Genomic DNA, 19,577 nt, shown 5'->3' on the forward strand with positions numbered 1-19,577 from the left:
TAGTAGAGGTTCCGGAGGAGCAAGAATACACCTGGTGTTTAGCAGTTACTCACTGGCCTTGAACGTCACCAGTTCACCCTTGCGCCATTTGGCGGCCTTGCCGGTCACGGCCTTGAGGGTTTTGGTCAAGCCTTCCTGCAGTTGTTCATGGGCGGCGAACACCAGCATCACACTGTGGCCTTCCTTGAACACGATGCCCTGGCCTTCGGCCGACGAAACAAAGGCGTAATCGCCCAAGCCATACACCGTCAACTTGATGTCGCGAAACTTCAATTCGAACTTGCCACCTTCGCGGCTCGGCAATACGGCGGCACGAAAATGATCACCCACCTTGAGTTCCAGGCGCGGTTTATCGTCCACGACCAACGCCGACTCGGTATCGATCTCGGCGATGTAAATGCCTTCCGGCGTCTGTTCAGTGATGTAAACGAAACGGGATTGAAACTGCTTGACCAACTTTGCGCGCAAATCACCCAGCACGAATAAAGCGTGCATATCCAGATTACTGACTGCCAAGGAAACGCCCCCACATCAAAAAAGGCACTGACCGCCAGAGCGGGCAGCACAAAAAAACGGCCGTTACGGCTCGATCACTTATTGGTAAAAAACTGAAGAAACCTGCTGCTGCACCATAAGACTAGTACAGACATGCACGATGGGCCTTATGCAAGGTCATCCGGCAACACAGCAAATCACAGGTTCAGCAGCCCGAGAACACGGGCTGACCAGCTTCAGAGAATAACCCAGTAAAAAACGCAGTTTCCGACAGCCTACACATTACATAACACCCGTAATGGAACCAGGCACGAACCGCCAGCGACAATACTAAAACAGCAACCCGGTTCAAAACCACCGGAAACGCTGCTGGTAAGTCCACAAGATCGATCGACAGGAGCTGAGCATGCAACCACGTCAACACGCCGTTATGTCATCCCGCACTCGTTCATCATGTCCAGACGAGCGCCAATACTACTGCTTAGATAACCCCAACGGGTACTCCAATTACGTTCTTTACCAAGTGGTACCGGCCGGGCGCAATTTCTTTCATATCCTGGAAGTGACCAGCGGCAGGATCAAAGGTTTTCGCAGCACGCATTCCAAGGCGTGCGAATTGGCCAAACAACTTGAAGCCAACCTGCAGGCGGTTCACGGTGCAATCGTTTCGTCACCCGGCTGACTTTACTGCGCCGCCGCCCTTCAACTGCTGCCATACTGACCCGTCCATTGAAGTTTGCCCCTTGCGGGTCAGGTTTCATCAGTGCAGGTACCTTGATGCAGTTCACTTGAAGGGAAGGCTATACGTGACGGAATTTGATATTGGCGAATTTTTCATCCATGGCGATGCGCGGGAGGTAGACGGTGAGTTTCAAGCGGTGATCATCATGCGGGCCAAGCCCCCGCTGACCACGGTCACCACGCATCAGGTCGAAAAAGATCGCTGGTTCAAAACCGTCGACGCAGCAGCCGTGGCCGGTAAAGAGGCTGCCAAGGCACTGAAATCCGCAGTGGATTCAGGTGCACTTAATTCCTGAGCTTTCCAAATCCTGAACTCTGCCGCGTCCGTGGCCTCACATGCACAACATCCCCTACCACGCATGGAGAACTCACCATGGACGCGCCAATCCCAACGCTTGAAACCCTGTTTGAACAACTCGGCCTGGACTCGGCACCCGAAGCCATCGACGCGTTTATCGTCGCGCATCCTCTGGCTGAAGACGTGAAGCTGATCGACGCACCGTTCTGGTCGCCGCAACAAGCGGCGTTTCTCAAGGAAGAACTGCGCGACGACGCCGAATGGGCCATTGCGGTAGATGAGCTGAACCAGCGCCTGCACCAACCTCAATAACACGCCTCAATGCAGGCTGTCTGACTGTTCCAGGCACATCAGTGCCTGCCAGGCAGCCCTGCACTCCTCAGCTTCACTGCGACTGGCGAACGCCGTGCCGCGTTGTTCGCCATTGAGCAACACGACCCAGCAAGCCTTCTGGCCCAGCGCACGCAGGGTTTCGGGGACACCACTGCCGATCATCACGGCGACATCGACCTTGTTTTGCATGGAGCTTCTCCGGCACATTTAGTTAGCTGCCTAACAATGTTGGCCATGCTACGGTTTTATTCCAGTTGGAAAAAGCTATCCCCGGAATAGCTCTATTGCATAAACAGCAACAATCCTAGCGCGCAGCCTTGGCCCCTTCCGGTTTGTAACCCAGGCGCAAGCCACCCCAATGCCGCCCTTTGACCATGATCGGCACCGACAAGTCGTGCATTAACTCGCCGGTGTCGCGGGTATAAGTCTGCAACAGCACCGCTTGTTGATGGCTGCCACAACGAATGCCGGTACGGTCGTCGAACTTGCGTTTGGTGCGGTTCTGCACCGCATCAACCTGCGCATCTCCGGTAAGGGCGTGGGAGAACGCCTTGTTATGCGTGGGCACATAGCCTTGCGGTGTGCAGGCAATCGCGAATACCAGCCCCTCATGGCGCGGCAACAACGCCTCTTGGATCGCCGGCAGCACTTGGTCGGTGTAGCCATCAAAACGCGTGTGGTATTTGCTCGGCTGGGTGTTAGGGATCGGTATGTAGCTGCGGTCGAACAAGTCTTCCAGGCTGATGCGGTTTTGCAGGATGTCAGCCTCGAACTGCTCGCCCATGCGGCTCGCGCCTTCGCGGGCCAGGTCGTAGATGCGCTGGTGGTAGTCATCCAGCCCGACTTCGGCCAGGCGTTCGCTGATGGTTTCAGCCTGCCCTTCCATCTGCACAGCGACTTCGGCCAATTGCCGCGTTTGCTGGTCGCTCACCGACAAGTCGCTGCGCATCTGCTCCACGGCATGGAACAGGCTGTCGAGTTGCGTACGGTTGGTGTCGGTGCCTTGGGCGATTTCGTTGACCTGCCCTTCTACGTCCGCTGCCAGGCTGGCGATATTTTCCAATTGTTCACCCGCCTGCTCCACCTGCTCGACGCCGATGTGCAGGTCGGCCGACAGTTGGCGAATCTGTTCCACCACCTGGGCGGTGCGCTGCTGAATATCGGCGACCATCACGCCGACCTCATCGGTCGCCGTGGCCGTGCGCCCGGCCAGGCCACGTACTTCATCGGCCACCACCGCAAAGCCGCGCCCGTGCTCACCGGCGCGCGCCGCTTCAATGGCGGCGTTCAGCGCGAGCAAGTTGGTCTGGCTGGCTATGGACTGGATCACCAGGGTCACGCGCTGGATCTCTTCACTGCGCTGGCTCAACGCCTCGATCAACTCTCGACTGGCATTGGCGCGCAGGCGCAGCTGGTGCATGCGGGTGATCGACTGGGCCAACACTTCGCGCCCTTCAGTGCTGCGCTGGTGCGCCTGGCTGGCTGCGCCCAATGCCTGGCGGCTGAGCTGGGAGGTGACTTGCTCAGTGCCGATCATCACTTCGGCGCTGCTGACAATTTGCTGGGCGGCACCTAATTGCGATTGCACGCGCGCAGCCAGCTGCTTGACCGAATAGGCCACGCCGGCAGCGGAAAGTGCGTTGTGACTGGTGGTGTAGGAAAGATCGCGGGTCAGCTCGCCCAGCGTATCAATCGCCAGGGGCGGCGCAGCACTTGGCACTCGGGCTTTGAGCGTGGGCAGCCAGATCACCAGCAAGGCCAATGGCAGGCACAGGTAGAGTGGCAAGCCGGCAAACACCAGGCCCAGCAGGACCAGCACCAGCGCGGTGCTCTGCATAAGCGGCGTCAGCCAGCCGGGCAGCACGCGCACCACCGTTTGCGGTGGCGCGGCTGCGCCCATCAGAGATCCGTCTCCAGCCATCATTGTTACCCCACTGTTTGTCGTTATTGTTGCTGCATTAAACGCCACTATTGGGCCATTATCCATGGGCCTTTCGTGGGGGGCTTGCAGCAGATCAATAGACAGGGGCGTAACCGGTATTTCTCTCGGGCATCACAGGTGCGATGCCCGACTTCAGCGCGTCAAGCCTGGCGCTGGTGCTTGTCGATCTGTTCGTGGCGCTCTTGCGCTTCGATGCAGTACTTGGTGGTCGGGCTGATCAGCAGGCGCTTGAGGCCGATAGGCTCGCCGCTGTCATCGCACCAGCCAAATGAATCTTCCTTGATGCGCTCCAGGGCACGCTCAAGCTGCGGCAGCATGCGCTGGTCGCGATCGATGGCGTTTACCAGCCAAGTGCGCTCTTCTTCCACAGAGGCAGCGTCAGCCGGGTCAGCCGGGGTGTCCAGGCTTTCGATGGCGATGCGGTTCTGCTCAATGCGCTCGTGGTGTTCCACTTTCATGTCTTGCAGCAACTGCTCGAAAAAAGCGTGCTGTTCGGCATTCATGTAGTCATCCGCCGGCATGGCCAGCAACTTTTCCTTTGTCATTGATTTCTCTATAAAAAATACGTGCATTAAGGCGAATAAGGGAGCGTTCCGGCAGACCTTCGCAGGCCTCGGAAAGGCGCCGTCCATTTCAAGCGCCACCCGGCACTCAATTTACGAGGGGCGGCAGTCTAAGGCCGACTTGAGGCCTCAGCAACTGAAAAGACAGGCATTTTTTCCCAATTAACCCCCAAAGGCACCAGGACGGGCTTGGCGAACGGTCATCGGAGTGCGTTTATAGCAAGAAATTCAGTGCTGTGGAGCTATATAGAAGACAAACGGTTAGAACTGATGGTGGTAAGTGGGAATACACCCATCAGGTTCACTGAAGATTTAGTGGGGCTGCTGCGCAGCACAACGCAGGGCAAGCCTGCTCGCCACAACAAGCCCGCTCCCACATTTTGCTTTTCTACCAACTGCAAATACGCTTCAGCGCTTGAGTTTGCGTTTGTTACGGTACTGGTCGATCACTACTGCAATCACAATGATCAGGCCCTTGATGATGTCCTGGATATACGCATCCACACCCACAAAGGTGAACCCGCTGGCCATCACGCCGAGAATCAGCGCGCCGATCACGGTGCCGGTGATGCGGCCTACCCCGCCCGCCAGGCTGGTGCCGCCGATCACGGCCGCCGCAATCGCATCCAGCTCATACGACATGCCCATGCCGGCCTGGCCGGTGGCAGCCCGTGCCGAGGCCACTACACCGGCCAGGCCCGCAAGCAAGCCTGCAATGCTGTAGACGATGATCAGGTGGCGCTTGACGTTGATCCCCGAGGTGCGCGCCGCCTGCATGTTGCCGCCGATGGCGTAGGTGTACTTGCCGTACTTGGTGTAGCGCAGGGCGATATGGAAAATCACCGCCACCACCAGGAAGATGATCACCGGCATCGCACCATGGCCGATGGCCGTGTACGAATCCGAGAGCATGCTCACCGGCTGCCCTTCGGTGTAGTAGCGCGCCAGGCCACGGGCCGAAACCATCATGCCCAGGGTCGCAATAAACGGCGGAATGCCGGTCACCGCGATGATACTGCCGTTGATTGCCCCCGCCAGCAGCCCCACACCCAGGCCCATCGCCACTGGAATCCACACTGGCAAGTCGGTCAGGCTGGGAAACACCGCCCGGGAAAAGTCCGAGGTTTGCGCCAAACTGGCGGCGATCATTGCCGATAACGCCAGCACCGAGCCGGAAGACAAATCGATACCCGTGGTGATGATTACCTGGGTCACACCAATCGCCAACAGGCCGATAATTGACACTTGCAGGATCATCAGCACCAGGCGCTGAGAGTTCATCAAAAAGCTCTGGTCGCGCACGATCCAGCCGAACACCTCAAACACCAGGCCGATGCCGATCAACACCAGGAAGATGCTCAGCTCGGTGGGTAAACGCCGACGGTGCTTGACCGGTGCCGTGGCAGGCTTGTTGTCTGTTATTGCGTTCATAGCCAATCACCTTCTTATTCTGTGCGGTTCGTCAGTGGACTACGGTCATACCGGAAGCCAGCTGCATGACTTTTTCCTGGGTCGCATCCGCGCGGTCCAGGGTGCCCATCAGTTCGCCTTCGTGCATCACCATCACCCGGTCGCTCATGCCCAGCACTTCCGGCAGCTCGGAGGAAATCATGATCACCGCCATGCCTTCGCTGGCGAGGAAGGAAATCAAGCGATAGATCTCGGCCTTGGCGCCCACATCGATGCCGCGTGTCGGCTCATCGAGGATCAGCAGGCGCGGGTTGGTCATCAACCAGCGCGCCAACAGGGCTTTTTGCTGGTTGCCGCCAGACAACGTATCAATGCACTGCTCCAGGGACGGGGTTTTCACCCGCAGCTTCTTGCACATGTCTTCGCACAGCACACGCAGGGCTTTTTGCTGGATAAAGCCGTTACCCGAGTAATGCGGCAACACGGCCATCTCCATGTTCTCCAGCACCGACAGGCACGGGAACAGGCCACTGAGCTTGCGGTCCTCGGTCAACAGCGCAAAGCCCTTCTCGATGGCCATGTGCGGGTCGGTAATGCGCACCGGTTTACCGTCGAGGGTGATCTGGCCGCTGGAGCTTGGGGTGATGCCGAAAATGGTCTCTGCCACGTTGGTCCGCCCCGAGCCCATCAGCCCGGCGATACCTAGAATTTCACCGGCATGCAGGTCGAACGACACGTCCTTGAACACGCCGTCCAGGCTCAAGTCGCGCACCGACAAGAGTAAATCGCCGATGGGCGTTTCGCGCACCGGGAACAACTGGCTCAGTTCACGGCCGACCATCATCGAGATCAGGCTGTCGCTGTTCATGCTGTCGGCGCGCTGCAGGCCGATGTACTGGCCATCACGAAACACCGCGACTTCATCGGCGATAGCAAACACTTCGTTCATTTTGTGCGTGATGTAGACGATGCCTTTGCCCTGGGACTTGAGGTCGGCAATGATCGAAAACAGGTGGGCCACTTCCTTTTCAGTAATGGCTGAAGTCGGTTCATCCATGATCAGGATGTCGGAGTCGTAGGACACCGCCTTGGCAATCTCGACCATCTGCCGCTCGGCGATGCTCAGGTTGCCGACGTGTTCTTCCGGGTCCAGGTTGATACGCAGACGGGCCAGTAACTCGGCGGTGCAGCGGTGCATTTCGCGGTGGTTGACCATGTGCAGGCTATTGAGCTGCTCGCGGCCGATCCAGATGTTCTCGGCGATGCTCATGTGCGGCATCAGGTTGAGTTCCTGGTGGATCATCGCGATCCCGGCCTTCTGCGCCGCCAGCGGTGTTTCAAACACAATCGGCTTGCCGCGCAGGCGGATTTCCCCGGCGTCGGGCTGGTAGATGCCGGCGATGATTTTCATCAACGTCGACTTGCCCGCACCGTTCTCGCCCATCAGCGCCAGCACCGAGCCTGGGCGCACGCGCAGTTGCACATCGGCCAGGGCCACGACGCCGGGAAAGCCTTTGCTGATGTTGACGATTTCCAGCAGGTAGGGTTCTTCCAGCAGCGCGGGCTGGAGACCGGGAGGCTGCGAGACAGTGGCTTGAGCGAGCATAGAAAAGTACCTCGACTGCAGGGCGACCGTGGCCGCCCTGCCGGCTTATTGTTGTTGTGTGCGGGCTACTTGAAGTCTTTGACGTTGTCCGGCGTGATCAGCTGGAACGGGATCACCACGTTCTGCTCGATAGGCTCGTTTTTAGCCATCTTGCGCGCAGTCTCCACCGACTTGTCCGCCTGGCCTTTGGCATCCTGGAAGGCCGACACGGTCATGTCGCCCTTGGTGATCGCATTGAGGCCGTCCGGCGTGCCGTCAACACCGGCGATCAACACGCCTTTTTTGCCCGCCGACTTCAGCGCCATGGATGCACCAATGGCCATCTCGTCATTGTTGGCCAGCACCGCGTCAAAATCGCGGCCCTGGGTCAGCCAGTCGTTTACCAGCGTCATGCCCTTGTCACGCAACCAGATACCGGTCTGTTCCTGCTCGATCTTGATGCCCGGGTACTTGGTCAGGACTTCCTTCACGCCCTTGGTACGGTTGGTGGTGGAGTTGTTCGCCAGGTCGCCCAACAGAATCACAATGTTGCCCTTACCGCCGAGTTTTTCGGCGATGTATTGCATTTGCAGTTTGCCGGCCTCGACGTCATCGGAGACCACCGCTGCCACGCCCGGGGCCAGGGTTGGGCTATCCGGGCGGCGGTTGACGAACACCAGCGGGATCTTCGCCGCGGTGGCGGCCTTGATGATATTGGCCGTCGATGCGGTGTCCACCGGGTTGACGATAATCGCGTCGACCTTCTGGCTGATGAAGTTCTCGACCTGGCTCAGTTGCTTGACCACGTCGGCGCGGGCGTCTTCAAACTGCAATTGCACGCCGTCGCCCTTGGGATAGGACTTGGCTTGCTTGTCCATGTCTTCACGCAGGTAGGTCAGGAAGGTGTCATCGAAGGCGGACATGGTCACGCCAATCTTGAGGTCGGCGGCTGAGGCAAAACCACTCGCCAGCAACATGGACAGGGCCAGCGCGGTAAAACGGATCGGGGTCTTCATGAACGGTCTGTCTCCACTTTCTTGTTGGTTTTTTGGACGTTGCGTTTATCAGCGCTCGGCGGGCAATCGAACCACCGGTGCCCCTGGGATGCAGCAGACCAGCGCGCCGTGGTTTTCGACACACAGCACATTAAGGAAGGAGAAGTAGAACGGCCGGGCGCGGGGCAGACCGCGTGGCGTGTGGGAGGGGCGTAAAACTCGCAGTACAGCGTTGAAGATTTTCATCTGACGGTACCTGGTTGTTTTTGATCTTGTTTTTGTTGAGCCGTGCGAATCGAGTCCGAACGTACTTTATGCAACCTGGAAAAGACTTTATTGGAAAATAATTTCCATATCAACCCGTTTTAGAATTTTATTCTGTTTTTGTCGAAACCACCTGCTGGCGCTCGGCGCTAAGGCGTGCGGCGTCCAATATACGGGTGGTTTCCAGCGCGTCATAGGCACTTACCGGCAGCGGCCCCTGCCCTTGCACGGCCAGTTGCAACTGGCGATAGAACTGCGTCCAGCAGCCCTTCTCGGACGGCACTCGTTCGCGCTCCTCGCCTTGCTCGAACCAACCCCAGCGTCGATGCTCCTCGGCGCCCCAGTGCTCGCCTTCGGTTTTCGGTGACTTGCCGGCCATCAGTGCGTCTTCCTGGCCGTCCAGCCCATCGACGGTGTAACACCCCAGCGTGCCACTGACGCGAAAACGCGGCGCCTGGCTGTTTTGCAGGGCGCTGCCCCACAGGTGCGAAATCACGCCATTGGCGTGAGTGAGGGACACAAAGAAGCCGTGATCGAGGGTTGGGTGTTGCGGCGTGAACTGCAATTGCGCAAACACCCGGTCCACCGGGCCGAACAACTGCAGCGCCTGGTCTACCAAGTGGCTGCCCAGGTCACGCAACCAGCCGCCGCCGCTGGGATTACCGACTGCCTGCGGGCTGTAGCGCTCGACACGCGATTCAAAGCGCGTGATCTCACCCAAGGCACCGGCATCGATCAGCTTGCGCAGGGTCAGGTAATCCGAATCCCAGCGCCGGTTCTGGTAGACGCTGAGCAGCGAGCCCTGGCGTTCGGCGGCGGTGATCAGCGCCTGCGCCTGTTCGGCGTTACTGGCGAAGGGTTTGTCGCTGACCACCGCCACGCCGTGCTCGATGGCTTCCAGCACCAGCGCCGGGCGGCCTTTGAGGGTGGTGGAGATCACCAGCGCGTCCACGCCGGCTTCGACGATCTGGCCGATGCTGTCAAAGGCTTTTACGCCGGGAAGGTCGGTACTCAATTGCTGGCGGCGCTCCGCTGAACGGGTCACCACGCCAACAAAGGTCGCACCGGGCAAGGTTGCAATCAGCGGCGCATGAAAAAAGCGCCCTCCGTGGCCGTAGCCGACTAGTCCGATTCGCATAAGTTGTTTCCTTGTTGAATTGCAAACCCAATCAAGTGTGGGAGCTGGCTTGCCTGCGATAGCGTCGTGTCAGTCGATGAAACTGTCACTGATAGACCGCTATCGCAGGCAAGCCAGCTCCCACACTAACTGCATTCCACCTGGCAGATTGTGATTAGCCGTAAAAGTGCGGACGCTCCGGCAAGCTCACCTTCACGATCTGCTCACTGTTCTGCGCCTCGATGCACGCATCCGCCGCCACCGCCGCTGCAAAACCGTCCCAGGCCGACGGCCCGCCGATTTGGCCCGCACGCACGCTGTCGATAAACGCCTGCAATTCCACGTCGTAAGCCCCGATAAAGCGGTCCTTCCAATCCATCAGAATGGCATTCGACAGCTTCGCGCCACTGCGCATTTGCACCTGCGAAGGCTCCGGCAGTTTGGCAATACCGGTCTCCCCCACCACTTCACACTGGATGTCGTAGCCGTACTGGCAGTTCACGAACACTTCCACGTCGATGCGCGTGCCCTTGGCGGTTTCCAACAGCACGATCTGCGGGTCGCGCAGGTGCGCCAGGGCTTTGCTCGACTTGCGCGGGAACACCACCTGCACCGACACATAGTCGTCATTGAGCAGCCAGCGCAACACATCCAGCTCGTGGATCAAAGTGTCAGTGATCGCCATATCCGTCTTGTAGTTCTCGCCCACCGTTGGGTTGCGGTGTGCGCAATGCAGCATCAGCGGCTCGCCGATCTGGCCGCTGTCGATCACGGCCTTGAGGGCGCGATAACCTTCGTCATACGGGCGCATAAAGCCCACTTGCACCAGGCGCTTGCCGTAGGCCACTTCGGCGTCGACGATCTTGCGGCAGCCTTGCGCCGTTACCGCCAGCGGTTTTTCGCAAAACACCGGCTTGCCGGCGGCGATGGCGGCCAGCACGAACTCTTCGTGGCTCGGCCCCCAGGACGTGACGAGAATGGCTTCAACCTGTGGCGAGTTGATCAGCGCATGGCCATCGGCGTAGACCTCGGCGGCAAGCTTCAAATCAGCGACGACCTTGGCGGCTTGCTCAAGGTTGATGTCGGTTACCGCCACCACCTGACTATTGAGCAAGGTCTGGCTGCAACGACGGATATGGTCACGGCCGATAGCGCCGGTGCCAATCACTCCAAGCTTTAACGACATACATAACTCCTCTTGTTATTAGTACTGCCGGGCCTTGGCCAGCTGTTCATTGAGTTTTTTCGCGGCGGCATTCGTGCGTTCACTGGTGGACACTTGCGCCACGCCCACCCGCCACCACGACAGGTAGCCGTGGACCATGGTCTTGGGCAGTACCTTGATATCAATCAGCGTGGACACCGTTTGCGTGCGCGCATCGGCCAGCGCCGCCTGAAGCTGTTCCACGCTGCTGACCTTGTAGGTCTTGCAGCCATAGGCCGCCGCGCTCATGGCGAAATCCACCGGCACCAGCCCGCCGTCGAGCTTGCCGCTCTCGGGGTTGCGAAAGCGGAACTCGGTGCCGAAGCTGTCCATGCCGTTGCCGATCTGCAGGTTGTTGATGCAACCGAAGGCCATGTTGTCGAGCAACACCACGTTGATCTTGCGTCGCTCCTGAATCGAGGTGGCCAGCTCCGAGTGCAGCATCATGTAGGAGCCGTCGCCGACCAGCGCATACACCTCTTTGCTCGGTTCGGCCAGCTTCACACCGAGGGCGGCGTTGATCTCGTAGCCCATGCACGAATAGCCATATTCGACGTGGTAGGTGTTGACGCCCTTGCTGCGCCAGGCGCGTTGCAAATCGCCGGGCAGGCTGCCGGCGGCGGCAACGATGATCGCGTCGTCGGCCAGGGTATCGTTCAACACACCAAGCACACGGCTCTGGGTCAGGCACGAACCGGTCAGCTCGATAAATTCGCGCAATACGGCGCGGTCCAGGTGGTCATCCACCTCCGGCACAAAATCGTCGCCGTGGTATTCCACCTGATGCACGCGATCCACTTCCGCGTCCAACTGCGCCTTGGCATCGCGGACCTGCTCGCCCCAGCCGGCGCGGTAGTCGCCCAAGGCGTCAGCCAACGCTTCAAGGGCAACCTGCGCATCGGCCAGCACTTGTACGCCATCGAGTTTCAACGCATCGCACGGGCTGATATTGAGGTTGAGAAACTTAACCTCGGCATGTTTGAACAGCGACTTTGACGAGGTGGTGAAATCGGTATAACGCGTGCCGATGCCGATGATCAGGTCCGCCTCGGGCGCCAACAGGTTCGCCGCCAGGCAGCCGGTTTCACCGATGCCACCCAGGTTCAGCGGGTGGCTGGACACCACCGCACTCTTGCCCGCCTGGGTTTCGGCGAAGGGAATCTCAAAACGCTCGGCGAACGCTTGCAGGGCCGCATTCGCGCCGGAGTACTTGACCCCGCCGCCACAGATAATCAGCGGCTTGCGCTTGCCCCGGAAGGCCGCCAGCGCATCGCCGATCATCGCCGCAGTCGCCGGCCGACGTTCGATACGGTGCACGCGTTTTTGCAGGAAATAATCCGGGTAGTCCCATGCTTCGGCCTGCACATCCTGCGGCAGCGCCAGGGTCACGGCGCCAGTTTCCGCCGGGTCTGTGAGCACGCGCATGGCATGGATCGCCGCCGTCATCAGTTGCTCAGGGCGGTTGATACGGTCCCAGTATTTGCTCACCGAGCGGAAGGCATCGTTAGTGCTGATGCTCAGGTCGTGGAATTGCTCGATCTGCTGCAACACCGGGTCCGGCTGACGGCTCGCGTACACATCGCCGGGCAACAGCAGCAGCGGGATTCGGTTGGCCGTGGCGGTGGCCGCAGCGGTGAGCATATTCGCCGCACCGGGGCCTACCGAGGCGGTGCATGCGTAGATCTTGCGACGCAGGTGCTGCTTGGCGAAACCGATGGCGGCATGGGCCATGCCTTGCTCGTTACGGCCCTGATGCACCACCAGGTCGCCGCTGTCCTGCTCCAGCGCCTGGCCCAGGCCCAGCACATTGCCGTGGCCGAAAATCGTGAATACACCGGCGACAAACTTGCTCTGCACGCCATCGACTTCGATGTATTGGTTATCCAGGAACTTCACCAGGGCCTGGGCCATGGTCAGTCTTGTTGTGGTCATCACTTGCACCTTGTGTGAATGCAATTGGATTGATTAACACTGCTTCAATGTCGGAGCTGGCTTGCCTGCGATAGCAATGTGTCAGGCAATGTACCTTTCACTGATAGACCGCCATCGCAGCGGTGCGACGATTCGACAAGCCAGCTCCCACAGGTTAATCGGCGTCAGGTTCGGGGGTTTTGCAGGTGGGCGATGCTGGCCCCAATGGCCTGCTGGATATCCGCCAACCCATGCACGCTTTCGGCAAACGGCTCAAACGACAGGTAACCGCCGTACCCGCTACTGAGCAAGGTGTCGATCTGCGCGGCGTTGCCGAGGATATCGCCCTCGCCCACCAGCACGCGGTGGCCGTCACGAATCGAATTGAGCGGCGCTTCGGCGTCTTCCACGCCAGAGATATGCACCAGGCCGGTCAGTTGCGGGAAGAACTCCTGCTCGCTGGCCAAATGGTGGTGAAAGGTGTCGTGTACCAGGCGGAACACATCCAGGCCGCCAATCGACTGGATAGCATCCACCGCCACGCGTTTGCGGCGCAGGGCACATTCCTCGAAGCCCAACGGTTCAATAAACCCGAGGATGCCGTACTCGCGCAGGATCGGCGCCAGCTCGCTCAATGCCGTGCGCAAACCGGCGGCACGCTGGGCTTCATTGCGCGTATCGCCGCGCTCATTCAACGGGCACATCACCAAGCCTTGCGCGCCGCATTCACGCGCATAAGTGGCGAGTTTGATGGCCTGGGCACGGCGCTCGTCATTCCACACGTCAAACGGGTACAGCGCATTGATCGACAGCACCGTGATGCCCTGCACTGCGCACAACTCTCGCACGCGGCTGGCCGGGGTGCCGTATTCGATTTCATGGCCTTTAAGGTCGTTGCGAATCTCGATGGCATCGCACTTGAGGGCCGCGGCCAATTGGATAAATTCCGGCAACGACAGGTTGGGAGCGACCATGCGGTTAAGGGCAAAACGTAGCGGCGACTTCATTGTTGTTGTTCTCCGTCCAAAACCGTTTAAAGGTCCAGCAGCCAGCTGTGCTGCGGGTCGTTATGGAAATGCCAGGCACGTTTTGGCCCGGCCATCACGTTGAGGTAATACGATTCGTAGCCATACGGCACGCTCACTGGGTGATAACCTTTGGGCACCACCACCAGGTCGCTGTTTTCCACGGCCATGGCCTGGTCGATGCTACGGTCGTCGGTGTACACGCGCTGGAACACGAAGCCCTGCGGCGGGTTGATCTGGTGGTAGTAGGTCTCTTCCAGGAAGCTCTGGTGCGGCAGGTCGTCGGTGTCGTGCTTGTGCGGCGGGTAGCTCGACGAGTGCCCGGACGGCGTGCGCACTTCCACCACCAGCAGCGAATGGGCCGGCTCGCTGTCAGGCAGGATGTCGCACACGTAGCGGGTGTTGGCGCCTTTGCCGCGCACGCTGCGCTTGCACTGTTCGGGGCGAATCAGGCGCGGTTCAAAACCAGGCGCACCGGGCGCGGCGCAGACGGCAATCTGCACGTCGCTCAAGGCGGTAATCTGCGCATCGGTGCCTGGCGGCAGGTACGCGGCGAAGGGCGATTTGTCTTCGAACACCGACTGGCGATCACCAAGGTTCTGCCAGTTGAAGCCTTCGCCTTCTATATTGACGCGACCGCTGAGCAACACCAGGCACAGCTCTTGATCCCCGGCGCTGACCGGCAGGGTTTCGCCCAGGCTCAGTCGATAAGCGGAAAACCCCACGTACTCCAGGCGCCCTGCTTCCAGGGCCACCATGGTTTGCCCGCGTTTGCTGCTTTTGACCAACAAGCTCATCACTTAGTCCTCTCGTTGAGCAGCGCGCGCAAGGTGTCATAGCCTTTTTTGGCATAGATGTAGCTGGGCGCCACGGCCGGATCCTGCTCGGCTTCCACCACCAGCCAGCCCTTGTAGTGGGCAGCCAACAGCACATCGAGCAACTCGGCAAAATCGATGTCGCCATCGCCGGGCACGGTGAACGTGCCGTTGACGATGCAGTCAGGGAAGCTCCACATCTGGTTGCGCGCCAGTTGCACCACCGGCTTGCGCACGTCCTTGAAATGCACGTGGCAGACGCGGTCGATATGTTTACGCAGGACCTCGATGGGTTCGCCGCCGCCCATGTAGCAATGGCCCGAATCGAACAGCAGGCCAACTTCCGGGCCGGTGCGGCTCATCAACTGGTCAATGTCTTCAGGGGATTCGACATAGGCGCCCATATGGTGGTGATACGCCAGGCGCACGCCTTGGGACAGGGTGAAACGCGCCAGCTCCGTGAGCTTGTCGGCGTATTCCTGCCAGGCGTGCTCGCTGTGAAAACGCGGGCGTTCGATCAGGCGCACCTTCGAGCCCTGGATCGAGTCGGCGACTTCGCCGTACACCAGCACATTGGCGCCATTGAGCTTGAGCAACTCGACATGGCCGGCGATGGCTTCGATTTCTTCGGCCACCGAACGGCGCGCCAGGCGGCTGGAGTACCAGCCGGAGACCAGCGCCAGGTCATACGGGCGCAGCACATCACCGACGCCCTTGGCGTCCTTGGGGAACTTGCCGTTGAGTTCAAAACCTTCGTAGCCGATTTCCTTGCCTTCACTGAGCGCTGTGCTCAGCGGCGTTTCACCGCCCAGCGCCGGCAGGTCGTCGTTGCTCCAGGAGATCGGGTTGATGCCAATTCGGATTGCGGGCATGGCTGCACCTTTTGTTTTTATCTGACTTAAGCCTGGTTAGATCTGCTCTATGTGGGAGCTGGCTTGTGTGGGAGCTGGCTTGCCTGCGATGGCATCACCTCGGTTTCACAGGTAGACCGAGGCGATACCATCGCGGGCAAGCCCGGCTCCCACAAAAAGCCCGCTCCCACATTTCACTGTGTTTAATTTCTGGAGCTGCGCCAGGCGTTAATGAGCTGTTCGAACGTGGCCTGCACCTGCTCAATCAACCCTTCATCATCAATCTCCCCCGCCATCCACGCACGGCTTGGCTCCTGGAAGATTGTGCGGCCCACCGCGAACCCACGGCAGGTGGTGCTTTGGCTGGCTTGCTGAAAGCCATCGGCCAGAAACTGCGCCGAAGCATTCAGGCCCAGCAGCACCACGCCACGGCAGTACGGGTCACGCTCGTGGATCAGTTCGTCGAGCTTTTTCCAGTCTTCGGCCGACTGCGCCTCGATCTTCCACCACGCCGGGTAAATGCCCAGGTTGTACAAGCGCTTGAGGCTGCGGTAGAGCACATCAGGATAGGTCGACGGGTGATCCTTGGGCGGCACGACTTCCAGCAGCAGTTCATGCCCGTTGACCAGGGACGCCTCGTAGACCGCCTTGAGCTGCGCCTCTTGCTCCAGGCGCAGCATCGGTTCGTCGTCCGGGTGGAACTGCACTAGGCACTTGATGATTTGCTCCTGGGGCCAGGCGATCAAGTTGCTGCCCACCGAGCGGCCGTGTTCAAACGCCAGCGGTCGTGAGTTCTGCACTTCAACCGGGCGCGCAATCCACCAGCCGCGGCCGCTGGCGGCATTCAGTGCATCCTGGCCGAAGCGCTGGTCGGCCAGCAGGCCCACATCGGCTTCGATGCCCTGCTGCGCCAGCTTGGTTTCCACACGTTCGATGGCCTGGATAAACAGCTGCTTGATGTCGCTGATACGGCTCAGGTCCTGGCCGCCTTTTTGCGCCAGGTCCACCAGTTGCCAGCGGTGGTCGAAGGCAAACACAAACAACTGCTTCCAGGTTTTGCGCGGCACCGTGACGCGGTGCAGGCGTTGCAGGGTTACGTCCTGGTCCGGCCGGGTGATGGGCACCGGGCTGTTGAACAGGTAATCCAGTTCGGCGGGCGTGGGCATGGCCGGCGCGCAAGCGTGGCGGGACACGACCAGGCCGCCGCAGGCGTTGGCCAACTGGCTGCAACGCTCATCGCTGGCGTCATTGAGCCAGCCGCTGAGGAAGCCGGACATGAAGGCGTCACCAGCACCCAGTACATTGAGCACTTCAACCCGCACGCCGGGGTAAATCGCGCCGTCTTCCAGGCGCGCCGGGACGGCGCCGTGAATCACCGTGCAACCTTGCGGGCCGAGCTTGACCACCAGGGTCGCCGGGGTCAGTTCACGCACGGTGCGCAACGCCGTCAGCAGGTCTTCACTGCCACCGGCGATCAAGAACTCTTCTTCCGTGCCGACGATCAGGTCGAAACGTGGCAAGATTTTTTGCACATGCTGGCTGACGTTCTGGTCGGCGACAAACCGCGTTTCGCCATCCGCCTTGCCCGCCAAGCCCCACAGCACCGGGCGGTAGTCGATATCCAGCACACGCTTGACGTTGTGCTTGGCGGCGTAATCCAGCGCCTGGATGCTGGCCTTGTACACGCCATCGGTGGAAAAGTGTGTGCCGGTGATCAGCAAGGCTTTGCTGGAGGCGATAAAGGCTTCGCTGATGTCTTCGGCGCGCAGGGCCATGTCGGCGCAGTTTTCGCGGTAGAACACCAGCGGGAAGGTTTCGCGGTCTTTAAGCCCGAGCAATACCAGGGCGGTAAGGCGTTCCGGGTCGACCTTGATACCGCTCACGTCACAGCCTTCGCGGGCCAGGGATTCGAGCAGGAACCGGCCCATATGGTCATCGCCCACCCGGCTCAACATCGCCGACTTGAGGCCCAGCCGCGCCGTGCCGAAGGCGATATTGGCGGAGGAACCGCCGAGGTACTTGGCAAAGCTGGACACGTCCTCAAGCCGCGCACCGACTTGCTGTGCATAGAGGTCGACGCCCAGGCGCCCGAGGCAAATCAGATCCAATTGACGCCCACTGGCAAAACGAGTCTGGCCCATGCTGGCTCCTGTTATTTTTATCAGCCTGCGTGGTGCCGCCGTGGTGACGGCACACGCTCTTGGTGCAAGCAGACTAGAACGTCCAGCGGCGGCAATCAATATTTATTCCATAATTATTTTTAGTGGAATATTTTTTCCAATAAGCCAGCATAATGGCATGCCAGCCGCCGTGCATCGTTTCAGCAGCCCACGGGCGCCGTGATGCCGAGGTATTTTTTTGCGCCTACCCTGTAGACTTGCGCCACCCATCAGCGCATCAGACGAACACGCCAGAAGGATTGCCCATGTCCCGCACCGATCCCGAGACCACCCTGGAAGATACGGTCGCCAGCCCTCCGATCAATGCCGAACGCCTGTTGCAGCTGATCACGGACGAATACGAAAGCCTGCCGCGCCAGCTCAAACGCATTGCCAGCTACATGAGCCAGCAGAGCGACCGCATCATGGTCGACCGCATCAGCGACATCGCGCGCGAATGCGAAGTACACCCTTCGGCCATCGTGCGGTTTTCCCAGCGGTTTGGTTTCAGCGGGTTCAGCGAGATGCAGGCGCTGTTTCGCGAGGCTTACACCCACAAGACCACGCCGGTGCAGAACTACCAGCAGCGCATCCGCAGCATGATCGCCAACAAGTCGCAGAAGGCCAGCGGCGGCGACCTGGCGCGTGAGTGCGTGAATGCCACCCTTTCCGGCATCGAGCGCCTGGGTCTGGAGCTCGATGATGTGGCGTTCGAAAAGGCCGTGGACCTGGTGGTCAATGCCGACAATATCTACGTGGTAGGTGTGCGCCGCTCATTTGCCGTGGCCGATTACCTGGTCTACAACCTGCAGCACACCAACAAGCGCATCCACCTGATCTCGGGTTTGGGCGGCAGTTATCGCGAACAGATGCGCAGCGTGCGGGCCAACGACCTGGTGATTGCGATCAGCTTTACGCCCTACGGTAAAGAGACCCAGCATTGCCTGCGCATCGCCCAGCATCATCAGGCCAAGACCTTGATCATCACTGACAGCAACCTGTCGCCCCTGGCCAAACGGGCGAACGCGGTGTTGTTGGTGAATGAGGGTTCGTCGTTTGCCTTCCGCTCCTTGAGCGCCACGTTGTGTCTGTGCCAGGCGTTGTTTATTGCCGTGGCGTATCGGTTGGAATTGAAGGTGGATGAGATTCATGAGCAGGTCGGGTTTGACGACTGACCGGCTGACGCTGCAATAGCGTGCTTTTGGTGTACATATCCATTTCTGCGGTAACGGCTGCTATTGGTTCCGCTCTTACAGCGGGTCACTTTTGTAAAGACCGGAATGCCGGCCCAGACAAAAGTAACCAAAAAGTCTTCGCCCCAACACTCGGTGCCTCGCTATGGCTCGGCATGCCCTCACTCCGGCTTGAATCCGTGGGCCGCCGCGATGGGCCATCGTGTTTAACGGGGCGATTTGAGATCAAGATCAAAAGCGCAGATCAAAAGACCGCTGACTTCGTCATCGAAAAGGATGTAAGGGCCAGAGCAACAGCAACAACAGCAACAGCAACAGCAACAGCAACAGCAACAGCAACAGCAACAGCAAAGCAACAGCAGAGCCATACTCGGTCAAAGGTGGGAGCTGGCTTGTCGAATCGTCGCACCGCTGCGATGGCATCAACTCGGTGTGCCTGATGTACCGAGGTGTCTGCATCGCAGGCAAGCCAGCTCCCACAGAAAAGCAGCTCTTCAGTGCATGCAAATCCGCAGCCGATCTCATATTCAAAACTGCATGTGGCGAACTGTGGGAGCGGGCTTGCTCGCGAAGGCATCAACTCGGTGTACCTGATGTACCGAGGTGTCTGCATCGCAGCGATGCGGCGACCCGACAAGCCAGCTCCCACAGAAAAGCAGTTCTTCAGTGTATTCAG

The 19,577-nt window shown here is 59.5% G+C and carries 21 protein-coding genes; 5 read left to right on the forward strand and 16 right to left on the reverse strand.

Annotated elements, in window-relative coordinates; translation table 11 throughout:
* Positions 1-45 precede the first annotated feature (45 nt).
* Entirely contained in the window at positions 46-495 is a 450-nt protein-coding gene (locus P5706_RS18690) for a hypothetical protein (RefSeq protein WP_200433908.1), read from the reverse strand.
* Positions 496-901: 406 nt separating this feature from the next.
* Here P5706_RS18690 and P5706_RS18695 point away from each other — a divergent pair, with 406 nt between their 5' ends.
* The 3 genes from P5706_RS18695 to P5706_RS18705 all read left to right on the forward strand — a co-directional run bounded on the left by P5706_RS18695 (position 902) and on the right by P5706_RS18705 (position 1,846).
* Positions 902-1,177, forward strand: coding sequence for a hypothetical protein (locus P5706_RS18695; protein ID WP_200433894.1), 276 nt, complete (start codon positions 902-904; stop codon positions 1,175-1,177).
* Positions 1,178-1,301: 124 nt separating this feature from the next.
* Complete coding sequence (locus tag P5706_RS18700) at positions 1,302-1,532, forward strand: hypothetical protein (protein WP_200433895.1); 231 nt, start codon at positions 1,302-1,304, stop codon at positions 1,530-1,532.
* Positions 1,533-1,609: 77 nt separating this feature from the next.
* Positions 1,610-1,846, forward strand: coding sequence for a DUF2789 domain-containing protein (locus tag P5706_RS18705; RefSeq protein ID WP_285680775.1), 237 nt, complete (start codon positions 1,610-1,612; stop codon positions 1,844-1,846).
* Between the two features lie 6 nt (positions 1,847-1,852).
* Here P5706_RS18705 and P5706_RS18710 read toward each other — a convergent pair whose 3' ends face one another.
* From P5706_RS18710 to P5706_RS18775, 14 genes are all read right to left on the reverse strand, one after another.
* Positions 1,853-2,056 carry a hypothetical protein gene (locus P5706_RS18710; RefSeq protein WP_200433897.1) on the reverse strand — a complete coding sequence of 68 codons (204 nt, stop codon included), beginning with the start codon at positions 2,054-2,056 and terminating at the stop codon, positions 1,853-1,855.
* Positions 2,057-2,171: 115 nt separating this feature from the next.
* Complete coding sequence (locus P5706_RS18715; RefSeq protein ID WP_502945498.1) at positions 2,172-3,854, reverse strand: methyl-accepting chemotaxis protein; 1,683 nt, start codon at positions 3,852-3,854, stop codon at positions 2,172-2,174.
* 95 nt (positions 3,855-3,949) lie between these two features.
* Entirely contained in the window at positions 3,950-4,354 is a 405-nt protein-coding gene (locus P5706_RS18720; RefSeq protein ID WP_010564800.1) for a TraR/DksA family transcriptional regulator, read from the reverse strand.
* A 426-nt stretch (positions 4,355-4,780) separates the two neighbouring features.
* Positions 4,781-5,803, reverse strand: coding sequence for an ABC transporter permease (locus P5706_RS18725; RefSeq protein ID WP_138815826.1), 1,023 nt, complete (start codon positions 5,801-5,803; stop codon positions 4,781-4,783).
* A 31-nt stretch (positions 5,804-5,834) separates the two neighbouring features.
* Entirely contained in the window at positions 5,835-7,388 is a 1,554-nt protein-coding gene (locus P5706_RS18730) for a sugar ABC transporter ATP-binding protein (RefSeq protein ID WP_200433899.1), read from the reverse strand.
* Between the two features lie 65 nt (positions 7,389-7,453).
* Entirely contained in the window at positions 7,454-8,383 is a 930-nt protein-coding gene (locus P5706_RS18735) for a sugar ABC transporter substrate-binding protein (RefSeq protein ID WP_065931775.1), read from the reverse strand.
* Between the two features lie 48 nt (positions 8,384-8,431).
* Positions 8,432-8,608: a hypothetical protein gene (locus tag P5706_RS18740; RefSeq protein ID WP_200433900.1), complete on the reverse strand. Its 177-nt coding sequence runs from the start codon at positions 8,606-8,608 to the stop codon at positions 8,432-8,434.
* Between the two features lie 127 nt (positions 8,609-8,735).
* Positions 8,736-9,764, reverse strand: a complete 1,029-nt coding sequence (locus P5706_RS18745) for a Gfo/Idh/MocA family protein (RefSeq protein ID WP_285680786.1) — start codon at positions 9,762-9,764, stop codon at positions 8,736-8,738.
* 154 nt (positions 9,765-9,918) lie between these two features.
* Entirely contained in the window at positions 9,919-10,929 is a 1,011-nt protein-coding gene (gene iolG, locus P5706_RS18750; protein WP_169987723.1) for a bifunctional inositol 2-dehydrogenase/D-chiro-inositol 1-dehydrogenase, read from the reverse strand.
* Positions 10,930-10,947: 18 nt separating this feature from the next.
* A complete protein-coding gene (iolD, locus tag P5706_RS18755) occupies positions 10,948-12,879 on the reverse strand; it encodes a 3D-(3,5/4)-trihydroxycyclohexane-1,2-dione acylhydrolase (decyclizing) (RefSeq protein ID WP_285680789.1) in 1,932 nt (643 codons plus the stop codon).
* A gap of 164 nt (positions 12,880-13,043) precedes the next feature.
* Positions 13,044-13,865 (reverse strand): TIM barrel protein, encoded by an 822-nt coding sequence (locus P5706_RS18760; RefSeq protein WP_285680791.1) that lies wholly within the window; start codon positions 13,863-13,865, stop codon positions 13,044-13,046.
* Between the two features lie 26 nt (positions 13,866-13,891).
* Complete coding sequence (gene iolB / locus P5706_RS18765) at positions 13,892-14,680, reverse strand: 5-deoxy-glucuronate isomerase (RefSeq protein ID WP_099489518.1); 789 nt, start codon at positions 14,678-14,680, stop codon at positions 13,892-13,894.
* On the reverse strand, positions 14,680-15,570 hold the full coding sequence (gene iolE / locus P5706_RS18770) for a myo-inosose-2 dehydratase (RefSeq protein ID WP_200433904.1): 891 nt from the start codon (positions 15,568-15,570) through the stop codon (positions 14,680-14,682). Before iolE ends, iolB begins: the two co-directional genes overlap by 1 nt.
* Before the next feature lie 182 nt (positions 15,571-15,752).
* Positions 15,753-17,690, reverse strand: coding sequence for a bifunctional 5-dehydro-2-deoxygluconokinase/5-dehydro-2-deoxyphosphogluconate aldolase (locus P5706_RS18775; RefSeq protein WP_285680797.1), 1,938 nt, complete (start codon positions 17,688-17,690; stop codon positions 15,753-15,755).
* On the opposite strand from P5706_RS18775, the gene P5706_RS18780 reads away from it, so the two are divergent.
* Positions 17,689-17,892, forward strand: a complete 204-nt coding sequence (locus P5706_RS18780) for a hypothetical protein (protein WP_141722670.1) — start codon at positions 17,689-17,691, stop codon at positions 17,890-17,892. The genes P5706_RS18775 and P5706_RS18780 overlap by 2 nt on opposite strands.
* Positions 17,893-17,974: 82 nt before the next feature.
* Positions 17,975-18,883 carry a MurR/RpiR family transcriptional regulator gene (locus P5706_RS18785; protein WP_138815817.1) on the forward strand — a complete coding sequence of 303 codons (909 nt, stop codon included), beginning with the start codon at positions 17,975-17,977 and terminating at the stop codon, positions 18,881-18,883.
* 262 nt (positions 18,884-19,145) lie between these two features.
* Here P5706_RS18785 and P5706_RS18790 read toward each other — a convergent pair whose 3' ends face one another.
* Positions 19,146-19,538 (reverse strand): hypothetical protein, encoded by a 393-nt coding sequence (locus P5706_RS18790; RefSeq protein WP_285680801.1) that lies wholly within the window; start codon positions 19,536-19,538, stop codon positions 19,146-19,148.
* Between the last annotated feature and the right edge of the window lie 39 nt (positions 19,539-19,577).

The organism is Pseudomonas sp. ChxA (assembly GCF_030263855.1).
GTDB lineage: Bacteria > Pseudomonadota > Gammaproteobacteria > Pseudomonadales > Pseudomonadaceae > Aquipseudomonas > Aquipseudomonas fluorescens_CB.

What these genes read in the sequence shown, in the direction of transcription:
- iolD (WP_285680789.1), bottom strand. Translation starts at nt 12,879, where the DNA reads ATGACCACAACAAGACTGACCATGGCCCAGGCCCTGGTGAAGTTCCTG.
- P5706_RS18725 (WP_138815826.1), bottom strand. Translation starts at nt 5,803, where the DNA reads ATGAACGCAATAACAGACAACAAGCCTGCCACGGCACCGGTCAAGCAC.
- P5706_RS18710 (WP_200433897.1), bottom strand. Translation starts at nt 2,056, where the DNA reads ATGCAAAACAAGGTCGATGTCGCCGTGATGATCGGCAGTGGTGTCCCC.
- P5706_RS18760 (WP_285680791.1), bottom strand. Translation starts at nt 13,865, where the DNA reads ATGAAGTCGCCGCTACGTTTTGCCCTTAACCGCATGGTCGCTCCCAAC.
- P5706_RS18745 (WP_285680786.1), bottom strand. Translation starts at nt 9,764, where the DNA reads ATGCGAATCGGACTAGTCGGCTACGGCCACGGAGGGCGCTTTTTTCAT.
- iolE (WP_200433904.1), bottom strand. Translation starts at nt 15,570, where the DNA reads ATGCCCGCAATCCGAATTGGCATCAACCCGATCTCCTGGAGCAACGAC.
- P5706_RS18730 (WP_200433899.1), bottom strand. Translation starts at nt 7,388, where the DNA reads ATGCTCGCTCAAGCCACTGTCTCGCAGCCTCCCGGTCTCCAGCCCGCG.
- P5706_RS18690 (WP_200433908.1), bottom strand. Translation starts at nt 495, where the DNA reads ATGCACGCTTTATTCGTGCTGGGTGATTTGCGCGCAAAGTTGGTCAAG.
- P5706_RS18775 (WP_285680797.1), bottom strand. Translation starts at nt 17,690, where the DNA reads ATGGGCCAGACTCGTTTTGCCAGTGGGCGTCAATTGGATCTGATTTGC.
- P5706_RS18705 (WP_285680775.1), top strand. Translation starts at nt 1,610, where the DNA reads ATGGACGCGCCAATCCCAACGCTTGAAACCCTGTTTGAACAACTCGGC.
- P5706_RS18735 (WP_065931775.1), bottom strand. Translation starts at nt 8,383, where the DNA reads ATGAAGACCCCGATCCGTTTTACCGCGCTGGCCCTGTCCATGTTGCTG.
- P5706_RS18720 (WP_010564800.1), bottom strand. Translation starts at nt 4,354, where the DNA reads ATGACAAAGGAAAAGTTGCTGGCCATGCCGGCGGATGACTACATGAAT.
- iolG (WP_169987723.1), bottom strand. Translation starts at nt 10,929, where the DNA reads ATGTCGTTAAAGCTTGGAGTGATTGGCACCGGCGCTATCGGCCGTGAC.
- iolB (WP_099489518.1), bottom strand. Translation starts at nt 14,680, where the DNA reads ATGAGCTTGTTGGTCAAAAGCAGCAAACGCGGGCAAACCATGGTGGCC.
- P5706_RS18715 (WP_502945498.1), bottom strand. Translation starts at nt 3,854, where the DNA reads ATGGATAATGGCCCAATAGTGGCGTTTAATGCAGCAACAATAACGACA.
- P5706_RS18785 (WP_138815817.1), top strand. Translation starts at nt 17,975, where the DNA reads ATGTCCCGCACCGATCCCGAGACCACCCTGGAAGATACGGTCGCCAGC.
- P5706_RS18695 (WP_200433894.1), top strand. Translation starts at nt 902, where the DNA reads ATGCAACCACGTCAACACGCCGTTATGTCATCCCGCACTCGTTCATCA.
- P5706_RS18780 (WP_141722670.1), top strand. Translation starts at nt 17,689, where the DNA reads ATGCTGGCTCCTGTTATTTTTATCAGCCTGCGTGGTGCCGCCGTGGTG.
- P5706_RS18740 (WP_200433900.1), bottom strand. Translation starts at nt 8,608, where the DNA reads ATGAAAATCTTCAACGCTGTACTGCGAGTTTTACGCCCCTCCCACACG.